23 protein-coding genes and 1 other annotated feature are annotated in these 24,169 nt (G+C 27.9%); of the genes, 9 read left to right on the top strand and 14 right to left on the bottom strand.

The genetic code is table 11. The annotated features are described in order from the left end of the window. The first annotated feature begins 479 nt into the window (after positions 1-479). Positions 480-1,280: a CAP domain-containing protein gene (locus ABDZ60_RS00170; protein WP_343774943.1), complete on the top strand. Its 801-nt coding sequence runs from the start codon at positions 480-482 to the stop codon at positions 1,278-1,280. A 45-nt stretch (positions 1,281-1,325) separates the two neighbouring features. On the opposite strand, the gene ABDZ60_RS00165 is transcribed toward ABDZ60_RS00170, so the two are convergent. The 4 genes from ABDZ60_RS00165 to modA form a co-directional block, all read right to left on the bottom strand. Continuing rightward, positions 1,326-3,125 (bottom strand): WG repeat-containing protein, encoded by a 1,800-nt coding sequence (locus tag ABDZ60_RS00165; RefSeq protein WP_343774941.1) that lies wholly within the window; start codon positions 3,123-3,125, stop codon positions 1,326-1,328. Positions 3,126-3,272: 147 nt separating this feature from the next. Further along, the gene (locus tag ABDZ60_RS00160; protein ID WP_047002241.1) at positions 3,273-4,328 is read right to left on the bottom strand and encodes a sulfate/molybdate ABC transporter ATP-binding protein; all 1,056 of its coding nucleotides are present in this window, start codon (positions 4,326-4,328) and stop codon (positions 3,273-3,275) included. Positions 4,329-4,339: 11 nt separating this feature from the next. After that, positions 4,340-5,011: a molybdate ABC transporter permease subunit gene (gene modB, locus ABDZ60_RS00155; RefSeq protein ID WP_047002242.1), complete on the bottom strand. Its 672-nt coding sequence runs from the start codon at positions 5,009-5,011 to the stop codon at positions 4,340-4,342. A 9-nt stretch (positions 5,012-5,020) separates the two neighbouring features. Continuing rightward, the gene (gene modA, locus ABDZ60_RS00150) at positions 5,021-5,821 is read right to left on the bottom strand and encodes a molybdate ABC transporter substrate-binding protein (protein WP_047002243.1); all 801 of its coding nucleotides are present in this window, start codon (positions 5,819-5,821) and stop codon (positions 5,021-5,023) included. A gap of 291 nt (positions 5,822-6,112) precedes the next feature. Here modA and ABDZ60_RS00145 point away from each other — a divergent pair, with 291 nt between their 5' ends. After that, positions 6,113-6,634, top strand: coding sequence for an excisionase family DNA-binding protein (locus ABDZ60_RS00145; RefSeq protein ID WP_047002244.1), 522 nt, complete (start codon positions 6,113-6,115; stop codon positions 6,632-6,634). Between the two features lie 45 nt (positions 6,635-6,679). On the opposite strand, the gene ABDZ60_RS00140 is transcribed toward ABDZ60_RS00145, so the two are convergent. From ABDZ60_RS00140 to ABDZ60_RS00120, 5 genes are all read right to left on the bottom strand, one after another. After that, on the bottom strand, positions 6,680-7,576 hold the full coding sequence (locus ABDZ60_RS00140; protein WP_016208952.1) for a Cof-type HAD-IIB family hydrolase: 897 nt from the start codon (positions 7,574-7,576) through the stop codon (positions 6,680-6,682). A gap of 110 nt (positions 7,577-7,686) precedes the next feature. Further along, positions 7,687-8,349, bottom strand: a complete 663-nt coding sequence (locus ABDZ60_RS00135) for a hypothetical protein (RefSeq protein ID WP_343774934.1) — start codon at positions 8,347-8,349, stop codon at positions 7,687-7,689. Between the two features lie 15 nt (positions 8,350-8,364). Next, positions 8,365-8,853 carry a hypothetical protein gene (locus ABDZ60_RS00130; RefSeq protein WP_343774932.1) on the bottom strand — a complete coding sequence of 163 codons (489 nt, stop codon included), beginning with the start codon at positions 8,851-8,853 and terminating at the stop codon, positions 8,365-8,367. Positions 8,854-8,868: 15 nt separating this feature from the next. Continuing rightward, entirely contained in the window at positions 8,869-12,588 is a 3,720-nt protein-coding gene (locus tag ABDZ60_RS00125) for an AAA family ATPase (protein WP_343774930.1), read from the bottom strand. Between the two features lie 289 nt (positions 12,589-12,877). Continuing rightward, a complete protein-coding gene (locus tag ABDZ60_RS00120) occupies positions 12,878-13,081 on the bottom strand; it encodes a DUF1657 domain-containing protein (protein ID WP_016208953.1) in 204 nt (67 codons plus the stop codon). A gap of 230 nt (positions 13,082-13,311) precedes the next feature. On the opposite strand from ABDZ60_RS00120, the gene ABDZ60_RS00115 reads away from it, so the two are divergent. Genes ABDZ60_RS00115 through spoVAE form a run of 5 tightly spaced genes read left to right on the top strand, consistent with a single transcriptional unit; the run spans position 13,312 to position 16,259 of the window. Further along, positions 13,312-13,518 (top strand): DUF1657 domain-containing protein, encoded by a 207-nt coding sequence (locus tag ABDZ60_RS00115; protein WP_016208954.1) that lies wholly within the window; start codon positions 13,312-13,314, stop codon positions 13,516-13,518. An 11-nt stretch (positions 13,519-13,529) separates the two neighbouring features. Further along, entirely contained in the window at positions 13,530-14,390 is an 861-nt protein-coding gene (locus tag ABDZ60_RS00110) for a DUF421 domain-containing protein (RefSeq protein ID WP_343774927.1), read from the top strand. Between the two features lie 12 nt (positions 14,391-14,402). After that, positions 14,403-14,882 carry a stage V sporulation protein AC gene (gene spoVAC / locus ABDZ60_RS00105; protein WP_016208956.1) on the top strand — a complete coding sequence of 160 codons (480 nt, stop codon included), beginning with the start codon at positions 14,403-14,405 and terminating at the stop codon, positions 14,880-14,882. Further along, on the top strand, positions 14,883-15,884 hold the full coding sequence (gene spoVAD, locus ABDZ60_RS00100) for a stage V sporulation protein AD (RefSeq protein ID WP_016208957.1): 1,002 nt from the start codon (positions 14,883-14,885) through the stop codon (positions 15,882-15,884). Positions 15,885-15,905: 21 nt separating this feature from the next. Continuing rightward, positions 15,906-16,259: a stage V sporulation protein AE gene (gene spoVAE, locus ABDZ60_RS00095; RefSeq protein WP_016208958.1), complete on the top strand. Its 354-nt coding sequence runs from the start codon at positions 15,906-15,908 to the stop codon at positions 16,257-16,259. 152 nt (positions 16,260-16,411) lie between these two features. Here the strand turns inward: spoVAE and ABDZ60_RS00090 are convergent, their stop codons facing one another. After that, the gene (locus ABDZ60_RS00090) at positions 16,412-17,371 is read right to left on the bottom strand and encodes a tRNA dihydrouridine synthase (protein WP_343774921.1); all 960 of its coding nucleotides are present in this window, start codon (positions 17,369-17,371) and stop codon (positions 16,412-16,414) included. 232 nt (positions 17,372-17,603) lie between these two features. Between ABDZ60_RS00090 and ABDZ60_RS00085 the strand changes: the two genes are divergently transcribed. Further along, positions 17,604-18,230 (top strand): hypothetical protein, encoded by a 627-nt coding sequence (locus ABDZ60_RS00085; RefSeq protein ID WP_343774919.1) that lies wholly within the window; start codon positions 17,604-17,606, stop codon positions 18,228-18,230. Positions 18,231-18,570: 340 nt separating this feature from the next. Beyond that, positions 18,571-18,829, top strand: a binding site (T-box leader). Positions 18,830-18,882: 53 nt separating this feature from the next. After that, positions 18,883-20,472 carry an asparagine synthase B gene (gene asnB / locus ABDZ60_RS00080; protein ID WP_343774917.1) on the top strand — a complete coding sequence of 530 codons (1,590 nt, stop codon included), beginning with the start codon at positions 18,883-18,885 and terminating at the stop codon, positions 20,470-20,472. A gap of 88 nt (positions 20,473-20,560) precedes the next feature. Here the strand turns inward: asnB and ABDZ60_RS00075 are convergent, their stop codons facing one another. The 4 genes from ABDZ60_RS00075 to ABDZ60_RS00060 all read right to left on the bottom strand — a co-directional run bounded on the left by ABDZ60_RS00075 (position 20,561) and on the right by ABDZ60_RS00060 (position 23,979). Continuing rightward, the gene (locus ABDZ60_RS00075) at positions 20,561-21,814 is read right to left on the bottom strand and encodes a sensor histidine kinase (protein WP_343774915.1); all 1,254 of its coding nucleotides are present in this window, start codon (positions 21,812-21,814) and stop codon (positions 20,561-20,563) included. Next, positions 21,807-22,487: a response regulator transcription factor gene (locus tag ABDZ60_RS00070; protein ID WP_343774913.1), complete on the bottom strand. Its 681-nt coding sequence runs from the start codon at positions 22,485-22,487 to the stop codon at positions 21,807-21,809. The genes ABDZ60_RS00075 and ABDZ60_RS00070 overlap by 8 nt, the downstream gene beginning before the upstream one ends. Further along, a complete protein-coding gene (locus ABDZ60_RS00065; protein ID WP_343774911.1) occupies positions 22,480-23,019 on the bottom strand; it encodes a UBA domain-containing protein in 540 nt (179 codons plus the stop codon). The genes ABDZ60_RS00070 and ABDZ60_RS00065 overlap by 8 nt, the downstream gene beginning before the upstream one ends. Positions 23,020-23,664: 645 nt before the next feature. Next, positions 23,665-23,979 carry a hypothetical protein gene (locus tag ABDZ60_RS00060; protein WP_343774909.1) on the bottom strand — a complete coding sequence of 105 codons (315 nt, stop codon included), beginning with the start codon at positions 23,977-23,979 and terminating at the stop codon, positions 23,665-23,667. Positions 23,980-24,169: the final 190 nt, after the last annotated feature.

Genomic DNA, 24,169 nt, shown 5'->3' with positions numbered 1-24,169 from the left:
AAATAACTATCAAATAATTATGCATTTTCATGTTGGAACTTTTCAACATTTTGAGGTTGACATTTACATTTTTTTTGCATTTATATATTTTTTTACTTTTTATTCTTTTAAAAATTCTCATCTTTTTTAACTTGCTTTTAAGTTTATCTTTTAACAATATTCAAATCTCCAATCATATTAATTCTCTTCTTATCCAGATCATTTTTATATTGATATCTTTAAGATTATATAATTCTGAGTTTGAAATAATATTAAATTACATTCATATAAAATATACTTTTTAATTTAAATTTATGTTATATATATTCTATAAACAACTTTATCTGGAAATATAAGTTGCTTGTTTATATATTTTCTATGTGTACTACAATATTCATAAATTACTATTCATCTCATATTGGGTTCACCCCCTACATATGTTACTATATGTTCAACAGATCAAACCAAACAAATCTTACGATCTGAGGAGGAATTTAGATATGATTAAATCAAGACTAATTGCAATATTATTATCAGGTTGTTTAACAACTGGGGTTGGTGCAGGAAGTTACTTCCTAAATTCAGAGAACCCAAAGATAATAAATATCAAAGAGGTTGTTGAAGCGAAACTAAATGAATCAAATAAAAATTCAAATGACAATAAAGAAAATTCAAATAATCAAATAGATGATAATTCAAAAGAAAATGCTTCAAATGAAAATACTTCAAATGATTCAACTACTGAAAACAGTAATACAGATACTGAAAAAGTAACTGAAACACCAAAAGAAAATGAAACTACTAAACCAGATACTATAAATAATGAAACTCCAGCTAATAATGAAGTTATCCCTTCTGAAACTACTACTGATGGAACTCAAGCTGAAGCTTCAGATAGTTATATAGCTGAAATAGAACAAGCTATATTTGCAAGAGTGAATCAAGAAAGAGCTGCTGCTGGCCTTCCAGCACTATCTTATAACAATACTATGCAACACTATGCTAGACTAAAGTCTAAAGATATGGGCGATAGAGGATACTTTGATCACACTAATCCAGAAGGTAAATTAATAACAGAACAAATGAAAGCTGATGGTGTATCTTATAAAGCATGGGGAGAAAATATAGCATATATCTCTGGTGTATCAGGAAATGCTAAATTAGCAACTCAATTTATGGACAACTGGATGAACTCATCAGGACATAGAGCAAATATACTCTCTTCAAACTTCTCAAGCATAGGAGTTGGAGTTTATAAAATAGGAAACACTTACTATGCAACACAAGAATTTTATAAATAATTAAATTTAAAAGACATTTAGCAGTTTTCTGCTAAATGTCTTTTTTCAACTTCTTAGTGCTTTATAAAAATCTCCATTTTTATTTATCATACCTTGAATTTCAGAAAAAGGTATTTTAAATGTTATAAATCCTGCTGAATATGGGCCGATTTCATATGGCTGAAAATATATATACAAATTATTATCATCAATATAAAAGCCTTGATCTGGATTTATACCTTTGAATTGCTCTTTAAAAACATAATCATATTGTTTATCATTATCTATCCTATCTTTAATAATATTATTTAGTTCTCCAACCCAGTTTACTCCCCCCATAAATAAATCACTTAAGGTGTAAAATTTACCTGTTTTTAAATCAATAATTGGAGTTTTCTTTATTGGCATTCCATGTGCTGCTTTTACAGGATAATAATATCCCTCAATTTCTAAACCTAATAAATTATTTTCAAAATATTTTATACTAAAATCTCCATAATAGTCATAATCTAATATATCATCTTCTGTAATAGGAGTATTCTTTTGGTTTCCTTTCTCATCCTCAGGAATAAAATACGAAAATCGTCTTAATCTATTATTTATTTGAGCTTCTACGTTTTCATCGTCTAATCCCTGTACCTTAGGATAGTATATTAAATAATTAATATTTGGCTTATACTTTTGAATTAATATACTATACTTATCATCAAGTTTTATAATATCACTTGCTTTATGCACTACTTTTCCTGACTTATCTAAATAATAAGGTGAATTATCTATATTAGCATATATTAATCCATTCTTTACTGATAATTCTCCACTTCCGCTAACTGATGGAAAATCCGTTACTTTATTACCTGAATTATCTATAAAAAATGTACTTGTTTCATCAGATGCATATGCTAGTCCATCTTTATATTCACCTACATATCTATATATAAAATCTGTTAACACTTTTCCACTTGTATCACCTATTGCATATATATTTCTAAGTTTTATATCCCCTTCTCCTATACCCATACCTAATGCAAGTCTATCTTCTCCTATGTTCTTAATATCATTAAATATAGGTTGATATATATATTCTCCTTTTTTATTAATAACTCCATATGGTCCTCCAAAGCTATCTGCCTCACTAACTACGGCTACCCCATCTTTAAACGCTTCAGCCTGTTTAAATTTCGGTGGAATTACCACTTGTCCACCAATATCTATATATCCTAGCGGACCATCTTGAGAGTTTCCAAATACCATAAGTCCTTCAGAATATTGTGATACATAATTATAATTATAAGTGTTTATAACTTGCTCATATAGATTAATTAATCTATATTCTCCATTCCTTACTTTTATTAAAGCTATACTATCTTTAAATTTACCCACATCTAAATATATAGGTTGTATTTCTTCAGCTCCATCAAAATAAAGATAGCCATATCTATAACCTTCATCAACAGTTTGAGATCCTATAATAGCTCTTTTTTCATTATAATCGCTTATATAATCATAATCTTTATTATTTATTATATTTCCTTTATCATTAAAAACTCCCATATTATTGTTAAGAGAAAAAATTGCTCTATTTTCTTTAAAGTCATTTATATTATCATAAATTGGTTTTACTACATACTCTCCGCTTTTATTTATTATTCCAAACTTTTCTCCATCTTGCACTACTGCTAATCCTTTATTATTAAAATCATACGCATTTGTATATATTGGTGGGATTAAAAAATTCCCCTTAAAATTCATATATCCATAAAGCCTACCTTTGGCTGTATTTTCTAAAGCAGGATATAACTTTTCATTAATCATTTCTAACTGTCTTTTTAATTCTTTTCTTTTATTCTTTTTTCTAGAACTCACCCTACTTCTCCCTATTAATACTATTAATTTTTATTATATGAAGAACATAGTCTCAATGTGGCTAAATTATTAATAATATTTATAAAAACATAGAATTATTCTAAAGTAGGCAATTAAGAATAAAAACTTAAAAATTAAAATAAATTTCTATTTTAAAAATAATATTGATGATTCTGGTATCTTCAAATATAATCCATCTTTATGTTTTCTATTATCCCATTCTTCTTTTTTAATTTTATATAAAATTGTATTTTTGTTTTCTTTATTTTTATTTTTTAAAAGTATGCTATATTCAAATACATTTTCTACTATTTTATCTATTTGACAATCTAAAATATTTTTTTCTGTTTTAAAATTAGTATTAACAATTTCAAAGCTATGAGCTCTAATGCCAATATAATTAATTTCTTTAGGTATTTCTTTTTCTATTTCTAATGTAATATCCCAATCAATTGCATAAACTTTATTTGAAGAAACTACCTTGCATCTTGAAATATTCTTACATCCTGTAAGCATTGCTGCTTCCATTAGTTTTGGATCTCTAAATACTTCTTTAGTATTTCCTAGTAAAATTGAATTTCCTTTATCTATAATAACAATATTGTTACAAAATTTATAAACTTCATCTCTACTGTGAGTTACCATTAATACCTCTCCATCATAAAGTTTTAAAAATTCCAAAACTTCACTTTGAAGCTTTTCTTTCAGATGTGAATCTAAGGCAGAAAATGGTTCATCAAGCATTAGTATATCTGGCTTGTATATTATACACCTTGCCATAGCAACTCTTTGTTGTTGTCCACCTGAAAGCTGATTAGGATATTTCTTCTCTAACCCCTGTAGATGAAATTTTTTTATAATTTCACTTACTCTTCTTTCTTTCTCAATTTTTGAAGTCAATAGCCCTATTCCTATATTTTCTTCTACTGTCATATTGGGAAATAAAGCATAGTTCTGAAATAAGTAACCAATATGTCTATCCTGAGGTTTTAAGTTAATTTTTCTATACGAATCAAATAATACTTTTCCATTAAGGACTATACGACCTTCATCTGGAGTTTCAATTCCTGCAATACATTTTAAAGTCATACTTTTTCCACTACCAGATGATCCAAGTATCCCTAAATATTCTCCATTGGTTTCAAAAGAAACATCAAGAGAAAATCCCTTTAACTTTTTCTTTATATCTACAAATAAACTCATTGTACTCTTCCTTATCTTAAATTTTCTCTTTCTCGTGAAGCAAAATAATTGGTTAGAACAACAATAATAAACGATATTAAAGTAACTATTAAAACATAAATTAATGCAGAATCCATATTTCCTGCTGCAACTTCTGCATAAATTGCTAGAGGTAAAGTTCTTGTCTTATTGGCTATGTTCCCGGCAATCATAGCTGTAGCTCCAAACTCTCCAAGCCCTCTTGCAAAAGCTAAAATCCCTCCTGAAACAACGCCCGGTAATGCCAGCGGCATCATTACACGCCAAAAAATTTTTTTTTCAGACATACCAAGTGTTCTTGCCGCCATTATTAAATTTTTATCAACTTGTTCAAAGGCACCTCTTGCTGATCTATACATAAGCGGGAAAGATATTACGACTGAAGCTATAACTGTAGCACTCCAAGAAAAAACAATTTTTACACCTAAAAATTCTAATAAAAACTTCCCGATTGGCCTATTTACCCCAAATATAATTAAAAGGAAAAATCCCATTACTGTTGGTGGTAATACTAATGGCAATGTTAATATGCCTTCTAATATCATTTTTATTTTTTCAGACCTTATTTTTATAATAAATCTTGCTGCAAAAAGTCCTAACAAAAATGTTAAGACCATTGATACCAGTGCAGTTTTTAAAGAAATTAATATTGGTGATATATCCATTTTATTCTCCTATTTATTTGATGTAAAACCGTAAGTTTCAAATACTTTAATTACTTCATCAGATTGTAAAAAATCTGTAAAAGCTTTTGCTGAATCATTATTTTTAGTAGATTTTATTATTCCTATTGGATAAATTACTTTAGCTACAGTTCCTTCCTTTGCTTCTGCTACAACTTCAACCTTATTATTTGAAGCTGCATCAGTAGAATATACAACTCCAGCATCAGCACTACCTTCAGCAACCCAGGTTAAAACTTCAGTAACATTTGTTCCTAAGCTCGCTTTTGAAGAAACTACTTCCCATAACTTAAGATTTTCAAATAACTCCTTTGCATATTGTCCTGCTGGTACACTAGCTGGATCTCCTATAGCAATTTTATCAGATTTTACTATATCTTCAAAGGTCTTTATGCCTTTATCATTTTCTTTTGGTGTAATAAGAACAACTTTATTTTCAAGAAGTTCAACTATAGAATTTTCAGAAATTAACCCTTTTTCATTTAATTCTTTCATTTGCTTTATTGCTGCTGACATAAATACGTCTATATCCGCTCCTTCTTGAATTTGAGATTGTAATTTTCCTGAACTGTCATAAGTTCCTTGTACTTTAATATTAGGATATTTTTCTTGAAACATTGGAATCAATTTATCTTCCATACAATTTTTTAAACTAGCTGCTGCTGCAACTGTAATTATTGTCTCTTTTTGGCTAGAATCATTTTGTGATTCATTAGCTTTATTTTTTGTACATCCAACTAAAGAAACTATAAAAAGCAAGATACTTAAAACTAAACTTACTCTTTTTTTCATTTTACTTCCCCCTATTATTAAATTTATAATCTAGTTAATTAATTCTAAAACATAATTAAACAGTACTAAACATAACTAAACATAATAAAACTAGATGATTGTATTATAATGTAAACATTTGCTAGTGTCAAATATTTTTCATATTTAGATTTATTTACCATTTTATAAAAAAGTTCACATATTTAATTTTTCTAGAACTAATTATCAAATTTATTAATTGTTAAATTCACATTATTATGTTAAATTATTACTTATAATAGATGAAAACTGAAGGAGGAAAAGATAAATAAAATGAATGATGATATGCTTTATACACCAGATGAAATTGCAAAGAAATTAAAAATAACTAAGAATACTGTGTACGAAATGATAAAACGTGGAGATTTAGATGCACATCGTATGGGTAAGCACCTTCGTATATCTAATTCACAATTTGAAATTTATCTTTTAAAATCTAAAGGCTACGAAAATACTTATGAAGCAACTTTAACTTATGATAATGAAGAAATCTTCGCAAATATAAGATCAGTTAAAATACAAGTCAATACAGAACTAGATGGAAATGTATTAATTTCTATTCCTTCAGAAGATATTATACTAAGTAAAGGAATTTTTATAAGTAGTGCACGAAATGTTCATAAAGGTATAGTTACTGATATTATAGTTGATGGGGCTAGTGTAAAAGTAATCTTAGATATTGGTATTCCTTTAGTCTCCTTAATAACTAAAAAATCTCTAGATGATATGTGTATTGAAAAAGGAATTGAAGTTTATGCTATTTTTAAAACAATGTCTGTAAAAGTTTATAAATAACAAAAAACCACGATAATTCATCGTGGCTTTTTATTAATTTTAATATTAAGAATTTTGCTCTGATTTAATCATTTTATGCATTTCATTATTAAGTACATTGTATATAGCTTTTGCGACACCCAATTTATCATTACTATCTGTTATGTATTTTGCTATAGCTTTAACTTCTGGTATAGCATTTTTCATTGCCACTGTTTCTTCAAATATTTCAAACATTGAATAATCATTAAAGCTATCTCCAAGTATCATAACTTCCTCTTTAGGAATTTCCATTTTATTAGCTACTTTTTCTAGTATAATTCCTTTTTGAGCATTTATATCTGTTATTTCTATGTTATCTCTAAATGATGAAGATATTGCTAAACCATCAATTTTTGATATAACCTTTTTCATTTCATCTATAAGTTCTATATCCTTATGGAAAGCTACAAACTTTCTAATTTCTAAACCTTTTTCAAACAATTCTTGTATATCCTTGACATATTGCAAAGATGTAAAAAACCCTAAATTTTCAGCTATTTCTCTAGCTTCATTTTCTGTTAAAGATGGATTAAAACTCATAGTTCTAAATACCACTTCTTTAAGAGCTTCTTCTCTTGTAGATGTAGTAAACACGCCTTCTGAAGTAAATATACGACCTGACAATTTATTTTCTTCTAAAATTTTTATTACTTTTCTAGCACTTTCTTCTTTTATATTTATTACATCCAATATATTTCCATTTTCATCTCTATATTCTGCTCCATTTGAAAGTACACACTGAGACTTTATATCATGCCTATCTAATATATCTTTAACGCTTTCATATTCTCTTCCTGTTGATATTGCAAATATTATCCCTGCCTCATTTGCTTTTTTAATTGCTTCTACTGTTTCCTTATCTATATCATGATCATTATTTAATAAGGTTCCATCCATATCCGATGCTATAAGTCTTATCATTTTGCTATCCTCCTTGCACTATTGTTACTCTACTATATTATCATATTTTTTGAATAATATGAAATAACTAAACTTTTTGTAGAATAACTAATTACTTTAACTAAAACAAATTATCTGCTTATAATTGTGTAAGTATTCATAGCATTAAGCGGAACAGTATTTAAATATGTTTCTCCTGTTTTATTAAAGTGAACGGCATAAGTTATGCCATTATTACTTCCATCCCTTACTCCTTGTACTTGTATAACTGCTTTATCAGGAACACTTATTTTTGCAGGTTTATGCCTTATAGAAAAAGGTGCTCCTTGCTCAACTCCATCAATAAAGACTTGTACATAATCATTATCCTCTTTATCTGCAAAGTTCCATATTGATATTTCTAAATTTCCATATCCACTTGAAACCTCTATAGAAGCATCCTTTGCATCTAGCTTTAATGCACCTTTACTTAATACATCACCAACATTTACATTTTCCACAACTCCAGATGTTAATTGATCTTTATAATTCTTAGTTACCTTTTTTGTAAATGGAAATGATATAAAAAGAATTAAACATACTACACCAATAATTAGTCTGAAATTTTTCATAGAAGAATTTATATATGGATCTTTCTTTTCTTCGTCTAAAGTTTTAAGAGGTTGTTCTTCCATATCTCCATTTTCTTCTATAATATTTTCTTCATTTATATCATTTTCTTTCCTCGAAAAATTAACATTGGAATTATTTATTTCATTAAAATTGTCTGAATCATTTTCTTTAAATCTTCTCATAATAACCACCTTTCACTAGACAATTTCTGTATTATAATTTTGTATTTTTTCTTCTTTTTGCATCATAACTTTTGAAAGAGGCTTTTTCTTATAATATAATGAAACAAATATTCTCCATATCACTATAAATCCTACAAATGAGCATATTCCTATTATCTTTTTAGGTGTTGTTAGTGATATATAACTCCAATTAAGTATTTCTGTTCCTATTCCAATGAATATGCTTGCTATTAGTAAATATTTAATAGTTTCAAATAAAGATGGGAAAATCATATAAATTCTTCTTAAAGCTCTAAATCTTAAAGAGAAATACATAATTGCTGTCATCCCTATAAGCAAACTAATATAATCACCAGTTACAGTATATCCTGAACTAATTATTTTAAAGGCATCTGAGATCGCCATTATTGGGAATATTATAGCCATTAATATTAATAAAGGCATACATAATATCCCATAAACAATAGTTATTAAATTACTTATCAATTTAGATATAAATTTCATATTATCACCTCTTTACTATAAATCAACTTTAGATACATCACATGCTTCAATAGTGATAAGATTATCTTTTGTCAAATTATTAATTTTTTCAAGTCTTACAGCTTGATTTCTAACAATTTTTTCAAATACATTTCTTACATATCTTCCATTTCCGAAGTCAGGTACTTTGCAAGCCTCTTCAAAAATATTACCCATCTTGTTTCTAGCTTCCTCAGTTAGTATATATCCCTTACCCTTAAATAAATTATCTGAAATAGTTAATAAGTCTTCAACTGAATAATCTTTAAACTCTATAATATTTGCAAATCTAGATTTTAATCCTGGATTTGTTTCTAGGAAATTCTCCATATCATTACTATATCCAGCTAATATTACTAATAGATTATCTCTATTATCATCCATAACTTTTACAAGTGTATCTATTGCCTCCTTGCCAAAGTTACTTCCGCTACCACCATCTTGAGATAAGGAATAAGCTTCATCTATAAAAATTATCCCTCCAAGAGCAGATTCTAACTTTTCTTTAGTTTTTATTGCTGTTTGTCCTACATATCCAGCAACTAAACCACTTCTATCTGTTTCAACAAATGTTTTACTATTTAATACTCCAATATTATATAGAACTTCACCAACTATTCTTGCCATGGTAGTTTTACCCGTACCTGGGTTACCCTTGAATATCATATGAAGAGTTTGTGATTCATCTACAGGCAGCCCTAAGAACTTTCTTTGTTCTTGTATTTTTAACTGTGCTTGAAGGCTTCTTATAAAGTCTTTTACTTCAGTCAGTCCTACAACTTTATTTAACTCTTCATCTAGATTAAAGTCATTTGTTGATTTTACATAAACTCCAAAATCTTCTTCAGTTAATAATATCGCTGAATCCTTATCAACTATATCCATACCAGCTATTCTTGAAGATTGTTCTCTTATAGCTTTTTCTATTATATTTCTTACCATTCTGCCATTTCCAGATTGTAAACCACTTTTTTGTTTTTCTTTTCTTATAGCATCCTCAAGTTCATCTTCAGAATTTCCTGCTAGTACAAACCCCTTACTCTTTATCATTAACTTCCCTATTTGAAGTAATTCACTTACTTCATAATCTTTAAAGTTTACATTTAAAGGGAATCTTGATCTTAACCCTGAATTTGTATTTAGAAACTCTTTCATTTCTTTATCATAACCTACTAGTATAACTATTATATCTTCTCTAAAGTCCTCTATAAGCTTAACTAAAGTATCTACCGCTTCTTTACCTAAAGGATCATTTTCGGAAGACATAAGCGAATAAGCTTCATCTATAAATAATACTCCACCTAAAGCAGACTTAAACACTTCTGTCGTCTTTTTAGTTGTTTCTCCTGCATATTGACCAACAAGAGTACTTCTATCAACTTCAACAACTTGACCTGATTTCAATATTCCCATTCTACTCATAAGATTACCTATTAGTCTTGCCACAGTTGTTTTACCAGTACCAGGATTTCCAGTAAATATCATATTAAGAGATTGAGATGATTCGACCTTTATACCAAGTTGTTTTCTTTTTTCCTTTGCTACTAGTTGTTTTTCTAAATTTCTTACAAATTCTTTTACATCATCTAATCCAATTATTTTATCTAACTCTTCATCTAAATCAAATTCTTCCTTCTTATCAAGACAAAAATCTGTTTCTATAAGTTTATTTATATTATCTTGATTTATACTATCTTCATCTAAAGTTGCTAACCTTTTTGATTGATTTGTAATTGCTTGTTCAATAATATTTCTTGCTAATCTTCCATTTCCGCTATCATTTTTACCCTTTATTTGTTTAGTCTCAAACAACTCTACTAATCTATCATCTAAGACCTCATCTATTACATATCCATTTGATTTAGCTATTATTTTAGAAATTCCAAGCAATTCTATAGGTGTATAATCTTCAAAATCAACAGTATAATTAAACCTAGATTTAAGTCCACTATTTATCTTCAAGAAATCTTCCATTTCTTTAGTATATCCTGCTAAAATTACTACTAGGTTATCTCTATTATCTTCTATAGCTTTAACTATAGTATCTACTGCTTCTATTCCAAAAGTATCATTTTCATCTCTAGCTATGGAATAGGCTTCATCTATAAATAATATTCCACCCATAGCTGAATTTACTTTCTTAATAGTTTTTTGTGCTGTTTCACCTACATATTGACCTATTAAATCATTCCTAGATACTTCTACTAAATGTCCACTTGTTAAATATCCTAACGCCTTTAAATATTTAGCCATTATTCTAGCCATTGTAGTTTTACCTGTACCAGGATTTCCAGTAAATATCATATGAAGTGAAATCTTAGCTTCTTTTGAGCCTTTACTTTTCCTTATATTTTGTACTCTTATATTGTCTTCAAGTTTCTTAATAAAATCTTTTACATTTTTTAATCCAATAATATTATCTAGCTCTTTATTTAAAGCATCTAATTTATCTAATTCATTAGGTTTTACTAAAGATTCTAGTACTATAGAATTTAGTTCATTAAAAATAACTAAAGATTCTTCTTCCTCTTTTAATTTATATGCTTGTCCACTATTAATTTCGCCATTCAGCTTTAAATCAACTAGAGGTTCGTATATATTATTTTCAATATACTCAGACAACCCATGCGCTCCAATATTTCTATCAAAATTTTTAATTACATTGTTTAATACCGAACCTTCAAATTCTAGTAACATATTTAAATTATTGTTTATCTTAGTACTACAATCATTTAGTATAAATTTACATATTGTAGAAAGATCTTTATCTATAAGTTCTCCCGTAGTTAAAATATCCCTAATTTTTTTCATAAAATTGCCTGAAAAAGTATTCCTAATATAATCCTCATTTTTTTCAGTTATAAAAATTAAGTACTTCCCATTTGCTTGTATTTCATCTGTTGTATTTAATGTAAGATTTCCTTTTCCTGTGACATCCACCATTTGACCTAATTGTTCTATATATCTTCTGTTAAGTTCAAGCTTCTCATTTATTACGAGATTATTAATTAAATCAAGAACACTTTGATGGCACTTGTCAAAATTATCAAATACAATAATTCTATTGCTTCCATAAAGTCCATTATAAAGATCTGTTAAAAATAAATTATCAGCATCTTTTTCAATTTTATATTCTGAAAGATCTATTGAAAATATTTCATTACTTTTTAATATTTTATATTCTTTTAAAAACCTTGATATTACTTTTATAGATAGATGTCTTCCTGATCCTTTAGGGCCTGTTACAAATATTGTATTACTTATACCATCTTCTTTTCCATATACAAAGGGTCTTCTAAAAGCATTTGTTAATTTAGATAGATAAGTTTTTTGTCCAAGTACATAGTCAGAAAGATTACTTTCTACTAGATTAAATAAATTATCTTGATTTAATTTATTCGCCTTAGAATTTTTTTCTATACTAATATACTTATTGTCATTTGTTAATTTACCTGAGTAATCATTATCAGACATTTTTATAACTTGCTGTTCATTTTGCCTGATTGCATTAGGAGTACTAGACATATTAATATTAGCTTTTTGACTTAATGCATTCTTAGCATTTATAACTGTATTATCTACTACATTCCTCTGTTTTTTAATAAATTTCTTATCTATTATTCCCTTTTCCTTTATATGATCTAATATTTGAATTTCTGGAAATAAAATTCTAACTAGTTTAAATCCAGGTAATGATCCATCTTTTAACTTAGACATTTATTTTCCTCCTTAACAACTTTATTAAACATCATAAATATATTCTATCATACTATAAATACTTCTTCACTTTTTTTCCTTATCTTTCAATATTTTTCCACCCTTACTAATAATAGAAATATTATATTATAAATTCAAACTATAATATTTTTACTAATAACATTATTATATATATTCTTCAATTATTTTAATAAAAAATACTCCTCCTTGGGGTAGATATTTTATTATTTTGTGTGTCTACCCTAAGAGGAGCATATCAACAATAACTGTTATTTTATTCTATTATTTACTATTTATTATATTGTGGCTCTTGCTGTTTTACAAAATCAAGTCTTGATTGAAGTGATTGTTCAACACTTTCCATTGTACTTGCAAGTTGATTAAACATCTGTTTTGCTTCCTGATTATCTGTATCTAGCGAAAATGTCTTCATATCAGCGGCTAGTCCTTTAGCACTAGCTAATGCTGTTTCTAGTTTAGTTCCTGTTGGCATAATATTCCCTCCTTATATTTTTTATTGCAACTATATTTTGTTCATTACTAATCTAAATATTCTATTTCTATATTTCTTTTGTTATGAAATATATTCCTTTTGAACCTAATTTATATTTAATAATACCTTTTTATATTTTAAACAAATATTTGTATTAAGAAATGAATGAAAAGCAATTTTACTGGTTAAAGTAAATTAGTAGGAATCTTATATATAAAGGAGGCTTTTATATGACTGCTATTTCCAAAGTAAAACAAACATTAGCTACACTAAAAGGGGCTGAATCTACTTTAGAAATGTATTCATTACAAGAATGTGATGAAGAATCTAGAAATATTTATACCGAAGCATCTAAAGAAATAAATAATATAAAAAAAGATTTAGAAAAAAGAATAGGATTCATGGAGTTTGAAGAACCACAATATAAAGGTAACTAAGGAGGTAGCATATGAATTCTTGGCTAATAGTATTATTTAATTCAATATTTCTATTTTTTTTGACATTACTTATAACAAGATATATGAAAAAAAAGACTTTATCTAGAGCCACTCCATTTGATTTTATTTCTTACGGTGTTATAGCTATTATAATTTCTTTAATTTCTCTAAATTTAATTGATAATAATTATTTTGGTCTAATTGCATTAGCCATATGGGCCATATTACCAATTATATTGGACTATGCTTCAATGAAGAGTAAGTCTATTTATAATATAGTACATGGCAAAGAAAGAGTTTTAATAAAAAACGGAAAAATAATGGAAGATAATTTATCAAAAGAAAAAATTACAGGACAAGAATTTCTTCAACAATTGCGTTCAAAAAAAGCTTTTAACTTAGCTGATGTTGAATTTGCCATTATGGAAACAAACGGTGATATAAATGTTAGCTTAAAGGCTGATAAAAAACCTATTACTTCACATGATTTAGGGAAAAAAGTTGGTTCTAAAGCTGAACCTCAAACAGTTATTCTAGATGGAAATATATTAAATGAAGGACTTACTAATGCTGGATTAAACCATGGGTGGCTTACAACACAATTAGAAATTAAAGGCGTATGTCTTGAAAATGTTTTTCTAGGCCAAGTTGATTCTTCAGGAGATTTGTATGTAGATCTTTTCGATGATATGATTCAGGTTCCTAAAACTGAAATTAAGGAAATGCTATATGCAAGTCTACAAAAGACCCAAGCTGACCTTATGTCATTTTCTTTAGACACCGACAATAAAGACGCAAAAGATATGTACTTAAATGATGCAAAAAAGCTAGAACAAATTCTAATAAAATTAGAACCACATTTACTACGTTAGAAGGTGAAAGATATGTCAAATATGAAAAAGAAAAAAATGACTCCAGCTCAACAACAATATGATGCCTTAGTAAATACCATAGAACCTAAAAGACCTATTTTTAAAAATTGTTTTAATGCATTTTGGGTTGGAGGTACAATATGCTTAATTGCTCAGATATTCCAGTGGATTTTTATCAATTATTTCAATTTTGATGAAAAGACTTCAACTTCTCCTACTTATATACTTTTAATCTTTTTGTCAGCCTTATTCACGGGGTTAGGAATTTATGATCACCTTAGTCAATGGGCTGGAGCTGGCTCTGCTGTACCTATTACTGGATTTGCTAATTCCATAGCTTCTTCTTCAATTGAACATAAAAGTGAAGGATTTGTTCTTGGGGTAGCTGGAAATATGTTTAGGTTAGCTGGTGCAATTATTGTTTATGGAGTTTTTTCGGCTTTTATAGTGGCTACAATAAAAATGATAATATTATGGTTGGGGGCGATGTAAATGCTTAAAGGACATCAATCTTGGATTTTTAATTCTAAACCTACAATATTAGCTTCTGCTGCTGTTGGTGGACCTTTTGAAGGAAATGGTGCTTTAGCTGATGATTTTGATATAATCACTGAAGATTTATGGGTTGGTCAAGATAGTTATGAAAAAGCAGAAAAAGCTCTACTTGAACATGCTTGTGAAAGAGCAATACAAAAAGCAAATTTACAAAAAGAAGATATTAATTTCTTTTTTAGTGGAGATCTAATGAATCAAATCATCTCTAGCAGCTTTGCTGCTAGAACCTTAGGAATTCCATTCTTAGGAGTGTTTGGTGCATGCTCTAGTTCAATGGAAGGCTTAGCTTTAGCAGCTCGTTTAATAGATAGCAAAGCTGCTAATTATGTCTTAGCTGCTGCAAGTAGTCATAACGCTGCTGCTGAAAAACAATTTAGATACCCTACAGAGTATGGTGTGCAAAGACCGCCTAGTGCTCAATGGACAGTAACTGGAGCTGGAGCTGCAGTAATTGCACAAAATGGAAATGGTCCTAAAATAACTTCTGCTACTATAGGCAGAGTTATAGATATGGGTATTTCAGATCCATATAATGTTGGTGCTGCTATGGCCCCAGCCGCTGTAGATACTATAGAATCTCATTTTAGAGATTTAAACATTGATGCTTCACATTATGACCTTATTGCAACTGGTGATTTAGGAAAAGTTGGTCACGAACTTGCAAATGCTTTATTTGAAAAACATGGTATAAATATGCCCCAACATATATTTACAGACTGTGGACTTTTAATATATAAAAAAGAACAACCAAGCTTTTCTGGTGGAAGTGGTTGCGGCTGTTCTGCTACTGTAACTTATGGTCATTTGCTTAATCGAATGCGCAAAGGAGAATTAAAAAAGATACTAATTGTTGCAACTGGTGCCCTAATGTCCCCTATATCCTTTCAACAAAAAGAAAGTATACCTTGTGTTGCTCATGCTGTATCTATAGAAATGTAAAAAGAAGGTGTGATTTATAATATGGAGAAATTTATATTTGCCTTTATAGTGGGTGGGATAATTTGTGTTATTGGTCAGCTTATAACAGATATTTTAAAAGTTACCCCTGCACATACAACTTGTACACTAGTTGTAGTTGGCGCAATTTTAGGAGGATTTGGTTTGTATGATCCTTTAGTAAAATTAGCTGGTGCTGGTGCATTTGTGCCTATAAGTAGTTTTGGAAATGCTCTTGTAACTGCAGCGATAACCGAAGCTGAACAAACAGGCTTTGTAGGAATATTTACTGGACTTTTAAAAACAGTAAGTGGTGGGGTTTCCGCAGCAATAGTATTTGGATTCTTTGGTGCAATTATATTTAAACCTAAAGGATAGGGGGAGAAATTAAAGATTGAAGAGTGAAAAAGTGAAAGAGTTATTGAAAAAATTAATAACCATTTACTAAATAGTTTCATTAAAAATCCAACTGGGATTTTTCACTTAACTTTTTCCCTTTTCCCTTTCCACTATTTTGCAAGCAAAATATTTTAATTGCTAAACATCCCTGCGCCTTTTACAATTTCTTGTTCATTAAATAAACTTAAAACAGCCTCACTGTAATCATCTACTCTTTGTGCTTTTTTTATCTTCTTAGCATATTTTTTATTGTCTGAAAATATGTAAATCATATATCCCCATAACTCTTTCATTCTATAAAGTGCAATATTATCATCATTAAATATTTCTCTATAATTATTAAAAATTTCCTCATGAAATTCTTTTAACACTTTTTTATTTATAAAAATATTATTTTTTATTTCATCAATTAATCCTGGATTAGCTAATATTCCTCTTCCTATCATTATTGTATTTAATTCTGAAAATTCCTTTGACAACCTATTATGATCTTCTAATGTAAAGACATCACCGTTATAGCATACTGGATTGCTACTTAATAATAATCCATCTTTAAATACTTCTAAATTAGGTTTATTTCCATAAAAATCTTCTCTAGTTCTAGGATGAATTATTAATTCTTCTAATGGATATTTATTGTAAATTTTTATTAACTCATAAAATTCCTCAGGACTATCTTTTCCTATTCTAGTTTTTATAGAAATTTTCATATCATATATTTTATATATTTCATCTAAAAACTTATCAAGTTCTTCTCTTTTAGCTAAAAATCCTGAGCCTCTATTTTTAGAAACAACAGTTCCTGAAGGACATCCTAAATTTAAATTAATCTCACTATAACCTAATTGCTGCAATTTTCTAGCTGTTGTAATAAATCCTTCTGAATCATTAGTAAGTATTTGAGGAACAATATTTATTCCTTTATTATTTTCAGGTAAGATATCTCTCAATTCTTTAGTCTTAAAACTTTTACTACTAGTTGGAACAATAAATGGTGTAAAATATTTATCTATGTTATCAAAAAATTTTTTATATGAATTTCTATATATAAATCCAGTAATTCCTTCCATTGGTGCTAAATAATACTTCATAAAATAACTCCTTATATAAACATTCTAAAAAACATTATATCAGCCTTCTATTTTCTTATCCACTTAAATTTATACAATTTGAATTTACCTAATAATTGTTATTGTTGATGAACCCCATAACATAATTTCAAAATTACTAAAATTTAATTAACATTTTATCTATATATTTTATATATTGTATTATAATCAAAAGATAAAATAATAATAATTATTATGGAGATGAAATTACTATATGTTAACTGAATTAAACGATGAAAATAATCTTTCTTCATCATGCAATAATATAATCCAAGAATGTTCAAGCCTTTTATATAGAATTCCAGTTTTTCTTAGCCATCCAAGTAGATTAAATTCAATTCAACAAAAATTTGTCAGTATTATTATTCTAGAAATAAAAAAAGCTTTATTATTTCCTAGAACTTTACCAGTTTCTGAACAATATCCTGAACCGCCTCTAACTAATATAAGAAGAATGATATTATCAAGTTACGGATTTATAGCCCTCAATCTTGCTCAAAGAGAAGTTCGGGTTCTACAAAACAATTTAGGGGAAGAACAAAATTTTAGAACTTGGGAGGGTAGTCCTTTCGCACAAATCGAGCCTGCTATGGCTTTTCAGTATGGCCTTCCTATGCTTTTAATTAGAGAGTCAACTGTTGAACAAAGTGGAATTTGGGCCTTTGGAATAGGACCTTTTCTATTATTAGAGTGGAATCCAAATTTACCTTTAGAAAACTTTTTTAATAGCACCGCTTGGTTAGAAATTTTTCAAAATTGGATTTCCCAAGTTAGAAATGGATTTTATCTTCAAACCCAACCGTCATTCCAATATAACTGTACTAGAGATGGTGTAAATTAATATTGTTATATAGATTTTAAAATATAAAGAACTAAATAAATACTAAAACTAAATAAACTATATATTACTAGTTTGCTTTAATTTACATTTATTTTTAAGTGAATAACTAGAACATTTTAAGCAAATAATAAAAATTAAAGTAAGGTGGTGATATATAATGGGAAGTTCTCAATATAACAAAAATAAAAATAATAAGAGTAACTTTGGGAAAAATAGGGACAACGATAATAAGGATAAAGGAAATAATCAAGTAAGATAAATATTATAAAAAAACTATTGACGGATTATAAAATAAAAAGTAAAATTAAATAAATTTTAAGTTTAGTTTTAAATGATTAATATAAAAGCCTTGATGGGAAGAGTAGTTATTAAGATGTAGTTAAAGCGAATCAGTGACGGTGAGAGACTGATACGAAGCTGATAATGAAGAACATCCCGGAGCTTCCAAACGAAATTTGTTAAGAGTAGTCTTGGACGGAGCCAAACCGTTATAGCTTGGACAGTATCGAATTTATTCAAGAAAATTCCGTACTGATTAAAGAGAGCTTTATAAGCTAATTTAGGTGGTACCGCGGAAGTATAAGTCTTTCGTCCTAGTTGATAGGATGAAAGGCTTTTTTATTTTATATTTTTATTGGGGAGGAATATTAAGATGTGTACAATTATGTGTTATACAGGAACTGATATGAAACATGAAAAATTTGCTGAGGCATTACAAAGAACTGAGTCTAGGGGGCCAGATATGACTGAAATTCTAACTTTACCTTCTGGTATTTTGGGTTTTCAAAGACTTTCTATTATGGATTTAAGTTTTAGTGGAATGCAGCCATTTACAAGAAAAAGAGATGCCTCTATATGTAATGGTGAAATTTACGGATTCCGTAAAATTAAAGAAGATTTAATAGCTAAAGGTCATAAATTTATTTCTAATAGTGATTGTGAAATACTTCTTCCAATGTACTATGAATATGGACTAGATATGTTTTCTAAATTAGATGCAGAATATGCAACTGTTATTTATGATGGAGAAAAAGATAGTTTTATTGCTGCAAGAGATCCTATTGGAATTCGCCCCTTATTTTACGGATATTCTGAGACAGGTAAAATCATGTTTGCTAGCGAAGCAAAAAATTTAGTTGGTCTTACAAATAAGATTATGGCATTTCCACCAGGATATTATTATGCTGATGATAAATTTACCTGCTATTGTGATATTACAGAAGTAAAAGATGATTACTACACAGATGACTTAGACACTATTTGCAGTAATATTCATGATAAATTAGTAACTGCCATAGAAAAGCGTATGGATGCTGATGCCCCTGTAGGATTTTTATTAAGCGGTGGATTAGATAGCTCCTTAGTATGTTCAATTGCTCAAAAGATGTATCCTGAAAAACAAATAAAAACCTTTGCTATAGGTATGACTGAAGATGCTATTGATTTAAAGTATGCTAAGGAAGTTGCTGATTATATTAATAGTGATCATACGGTTGTTTATATGACAAAAGAAGAAGTTATAAATTCACTTGATGAAGTTATAAAACTTCTTGGAACCTATGATATTACTACTATAAGAGCTAGTATTGGAATGTATTTAATTTGCAAGAAAATCCATGAAATTTCTGATGTAAGAGTTCTTTTAACAGGTGAAATTTCTGATGAATTATTTGGCTATAAATACACTGATTTTGCTCCAAATGCAGAAGAATTCCAAAAAGAGTCCCAAAAAAGGATTAAAGAATTATTTATGTATGATGTGCTTCGTGCAGACCGTTGTATAAGCTCAAATTCTTTGGAGGCAAGAGTACCTTTTGGTGATTTAGATTTTGTAAAGTATGTTATGGCTATTGATCCTGAAAAAAAGTTAAATAAATATAACATGGGAAAATATCTTTTAAGACATTCTTTTGAAGGGGATTATCTTCCTAATAGTATTTTATATCGTGAAAAGGCAGCCTTTAGTGATGCTGTAGGTCATTCTATGGTTGATTATTTAAAAGAGTTTGCAGAAAAGTCTTATAGTAATGAAGAATTTGAAAAACTATGTGATCAATATAAATATCATGCTAAACCATTCACAAAAGAATCTTTATTATATAGAGAAATATTTGAAAAATATTATCCAAATCAAGCAGAAATGATAGTTGACTTTTGGATGCCAAATAAGGACTGGGAAGGCTGTGCAGTAAATGATCCTAGTGCTAGAGTACTATCAAATTATGGCGCTAGCGGACTATAATAATACTTCATACAGTTTTGTGTAATTAAGATTTTTATTTATTAAATATTACTGGAAACAAAATTTCCAGTAATATTTTTAATATAATTTATTGTTCTTTGGGTAAAAAAACTGTTATTCTTGTACCTATTTCTTTTCTACTTAAAACACTCAAATAACCTCTATGACTATCTATAATCCATTTTGCAATAGAAAGCCCAAGACCTGTACCACCATCTTTTCTAACCCTTGCAGTATCAGCTCTAAAAAACCGTTCGAATATATGTGATACATCTTTTTCATCTATTCCTATTCCATTGTCTTGAATATAAAAGTAAGGTTCATTTTCATTATTTTTTCCTACCTTTAACATTATTTCTTCCCCATTATCTGTGTACTTCACTGCATTTTCTATTAATATTCTAGCTGTTTGTTTAAGTAAAGCTATATCCCCATATACATTTATGTTTTCCGATTCTATATATCTATATATATGATTTTTATCTATCATTTTAGATTCTTCTAATACTTCCTTCATCATATCATTAAGTGAAAAATCTATAATCTTAAGCTCTGTTTTACCATTAATTCCTCTAGCTAAAAATAATAACTGCTCAACTAAATTTTTCATATTCTCTGATTCACTTTTTATTGCTAATATAGATTCCTCTAGCACTTCTTCGTCGTCTTTTCCCCAACGATCTAGCATATTAGCATAACCTTGAATCACAGAAATAGGAGTCCTAAGCTCATGTGAAGCATCTGAAACAAATCTTGCTTGTTGTCTATAAGATTCTCTCATCCTGTCTAATAAGTTATTAATTGCTTCCTCAAGTCCCTGAAGATCACTATCTCCAATATGAATTCTTTCATCAGATGAATAAGGACTTATTTTAGATATCGCATCCTCAAGGCTTTGGAATTTTTGTTCATCAAAAGCTATATCACTAAGTCTGCTTGCAGCTTCTGCTATATCATTAAGTGGTTTTAAAATTCTTCTATTTTTTGCGGTACCAAATATCATTTGATCTAATAGTATTATTCCTTCTATGATTCCAATAGCTTCAATTACTTTTATTAAAAGATTTAAAAAAGTGCTAGCCTCTTTTATCAAAACTTTTCCATTATCCCAAATAACTTTATAATTTGCTGTTTCTATAGGATAAAAGTTAAAAGACCTTTTAGCGCTTTTTACAAGTTCTCCATAAAAGCTTATTTCACTTTCAATACACCAGACTCCAATAAATCCAGCAATTATAAATATATCAATAATAATAAACTTAAAAAATAAGTTTCTTACAAAACTAGAATTTAGTTTTATTGCAATGGATGTAACATTTTTTGTCTTAATTTTCTTATTCATCTTTAATTACGTACCCCACACCACGAACTGTAGTTATTATTTTTACATTAAAAACATCATCTATCTTTGTTCTTAAATACCTTATATAAACATCTATGACATTTGTTTCTCCAATATAGTCATATCCACATACCTTTTCCATAAGAGTATTTCTCGTTAGTACTATATTCTTGTTTTCCATTAATATTTGTAATAAATTAAACTCTCTATTTGTAAGTTCTATTTCTCTATCATCATACATTACTTTATGCTTCATTTTATCTAATGATAATAAACCACATTTTATTATATCTTCATCTTTTTTTATTGTAACTATCCTCTTTTTTAAAGCTGTTCTTATTCTTGCAAGTAACTCTTCTATTGCAAATGGCTTAGTTATATAATCATCTGCACCTGCATCAAGACCTGATACCTTATCCATAACTGCATCCCTTGCCGTAAGCATTATAATTGGAATATCAGAAGTTTTTCTGATTCTTCTTAATACTTCAAGACCATTTATTTCTGGAAGCATTATATCTAAAAGAATTAAATCCACCTCGCCTTTTTCTGTAATTTCGAGACCTGCTCTACCATTATTTGCTTTTAATATTTCATAGCCTTCATGCTTTAGCTCAAGTTCAATAAATCTTGCTAATTTTTCTTCATCCTCTACTATTAAAATCTTAACCATTTTTAATCACCCTTTTAATTTTTTCTTTTATATCCCTTGAATATCTTGAAATTTCATTTAATACTTTATTAATCTTATCTGCATTAACATTATTTGCATATACATAAAATTCTATATCAAATATTAATCCAATAATTATTAAAGGTATAATTATCCAAAACATAAAAAACGAAAGTAAAATTACTACTGTAATTGGGATTCTTAAAAACACACGCTCTCTCTTTTTTATTTCTAAAAAAATATTATTACATGTATCTATAAATTTGCATATAGCTTCAAAAATTCCTTGAAATCCATTTGATGCTTTATAATTATATTCTTTATTATTTTTAACTTCTTGTATTGCTCCACTATATCTTAATTCATTGGTATAAAAAATACTAACAAAAGGTTTCTCTATACTTCCATTCTCTTCTAAGTATAATAGCGCTTCTAATATGTCCCAATTATTACTTTCTAAAGCAATTTTCGCTTCTTCATAACTTATATTTGCTTTTTTACGCAGTTTATCTATTAATTTAAGTTCATCCATAAATAAACCTCCATATTTATAATTTATAGTTCATATCTGATCAGGGAAGAAGGAACAGGTAAAAGGTAAAAAGTAACAGGTGTCAGGTTATAAGTTTAAAATGAAACTTTTATGTGCTTGCTACATCTTTTTAGATTCTTCCCAATATATATAAATTTTACTATTTTACTTGTCATAAGTATATCATTTTTAATAAATTACGATGCAATTTTATGGTTTTTACATGATAAGAAGTAGGTTATTGATTATATATAATTTAATTTTGAAGAGAAAATTTGAATTATTGAGATACTTAAAATGAAAATAACTGTGAATTAATAAATTGCTTGTAATTTGAAATTATTGAGAAATAAAGAAACACTGTATATTCATTTCTGATATAATACAGTATTTAAATAATTTTACAGTATAAGTTAACTAATTTTATCAAATGATAGTGCTACTTCTCCGTCACCAATTATTGTTATTATTTTTTTGCGCAATGTTACGGAGATAAAATTTAGTGTTATATAGTATTAAGCTAATAGATTGAATATTCATATACTCATGAAGAATCATGATTTTAATAGGGATATTGGTAATTAGATGTTGTACTTGCATTAACACTATTAGTGAATGATATAAGTATTATTGTTGACAAAATATTTAAGATATATAAACATTACCTTTACCAACAATTACAATTCTATAGTCTGGTAACAAAGTAGTTAAATTGAATTTATCAGATTTAGGAGGAAGGCGAATGGATTGAAGAATTATTTGATTTTCATCAAAGACTTGTAAATAAATACTTTGATTTTCAGAAATATTTTGCACTATATATTTATTTTCTGGTGATAAATTAAAATCAGAAACTTGGTAAACTCCTTCATTAAATATATTTATAGCGTATACTGATTGAGTAAATATAAAGAATGATAAACATAGAGAAATTAGAAATGTAGAAATAAATTTTTTCATTATAACAACCACCTTTCAAGATTATTTTGTCTACAGAAATTTAAAATATACAAAATATTAAATCAATAAATTTAATAAAGAAAAGTAATAGGATTAAAGCTTTTCTATTATCAATTGTTATTGTTGTTGGATTTCTTATTTTATTTCAAATACTAAAGTTTCAAGAGGATCAAATTAGTATTGTAGTAAC

Origin of the sequence: Clostridium sartagoforme, assembly GCF_039521405.1 — a bacterium.
Taxonomy (GTDB): domain Bacteria; phylum Bacillota; class Clostridia; order Clostridiales; family Clostridiaceae; genus Clostridium; species Clostridium sartagoforme.
This window is presented reverse-complemented; position numbering and strand designations above follow the sequence as displayed.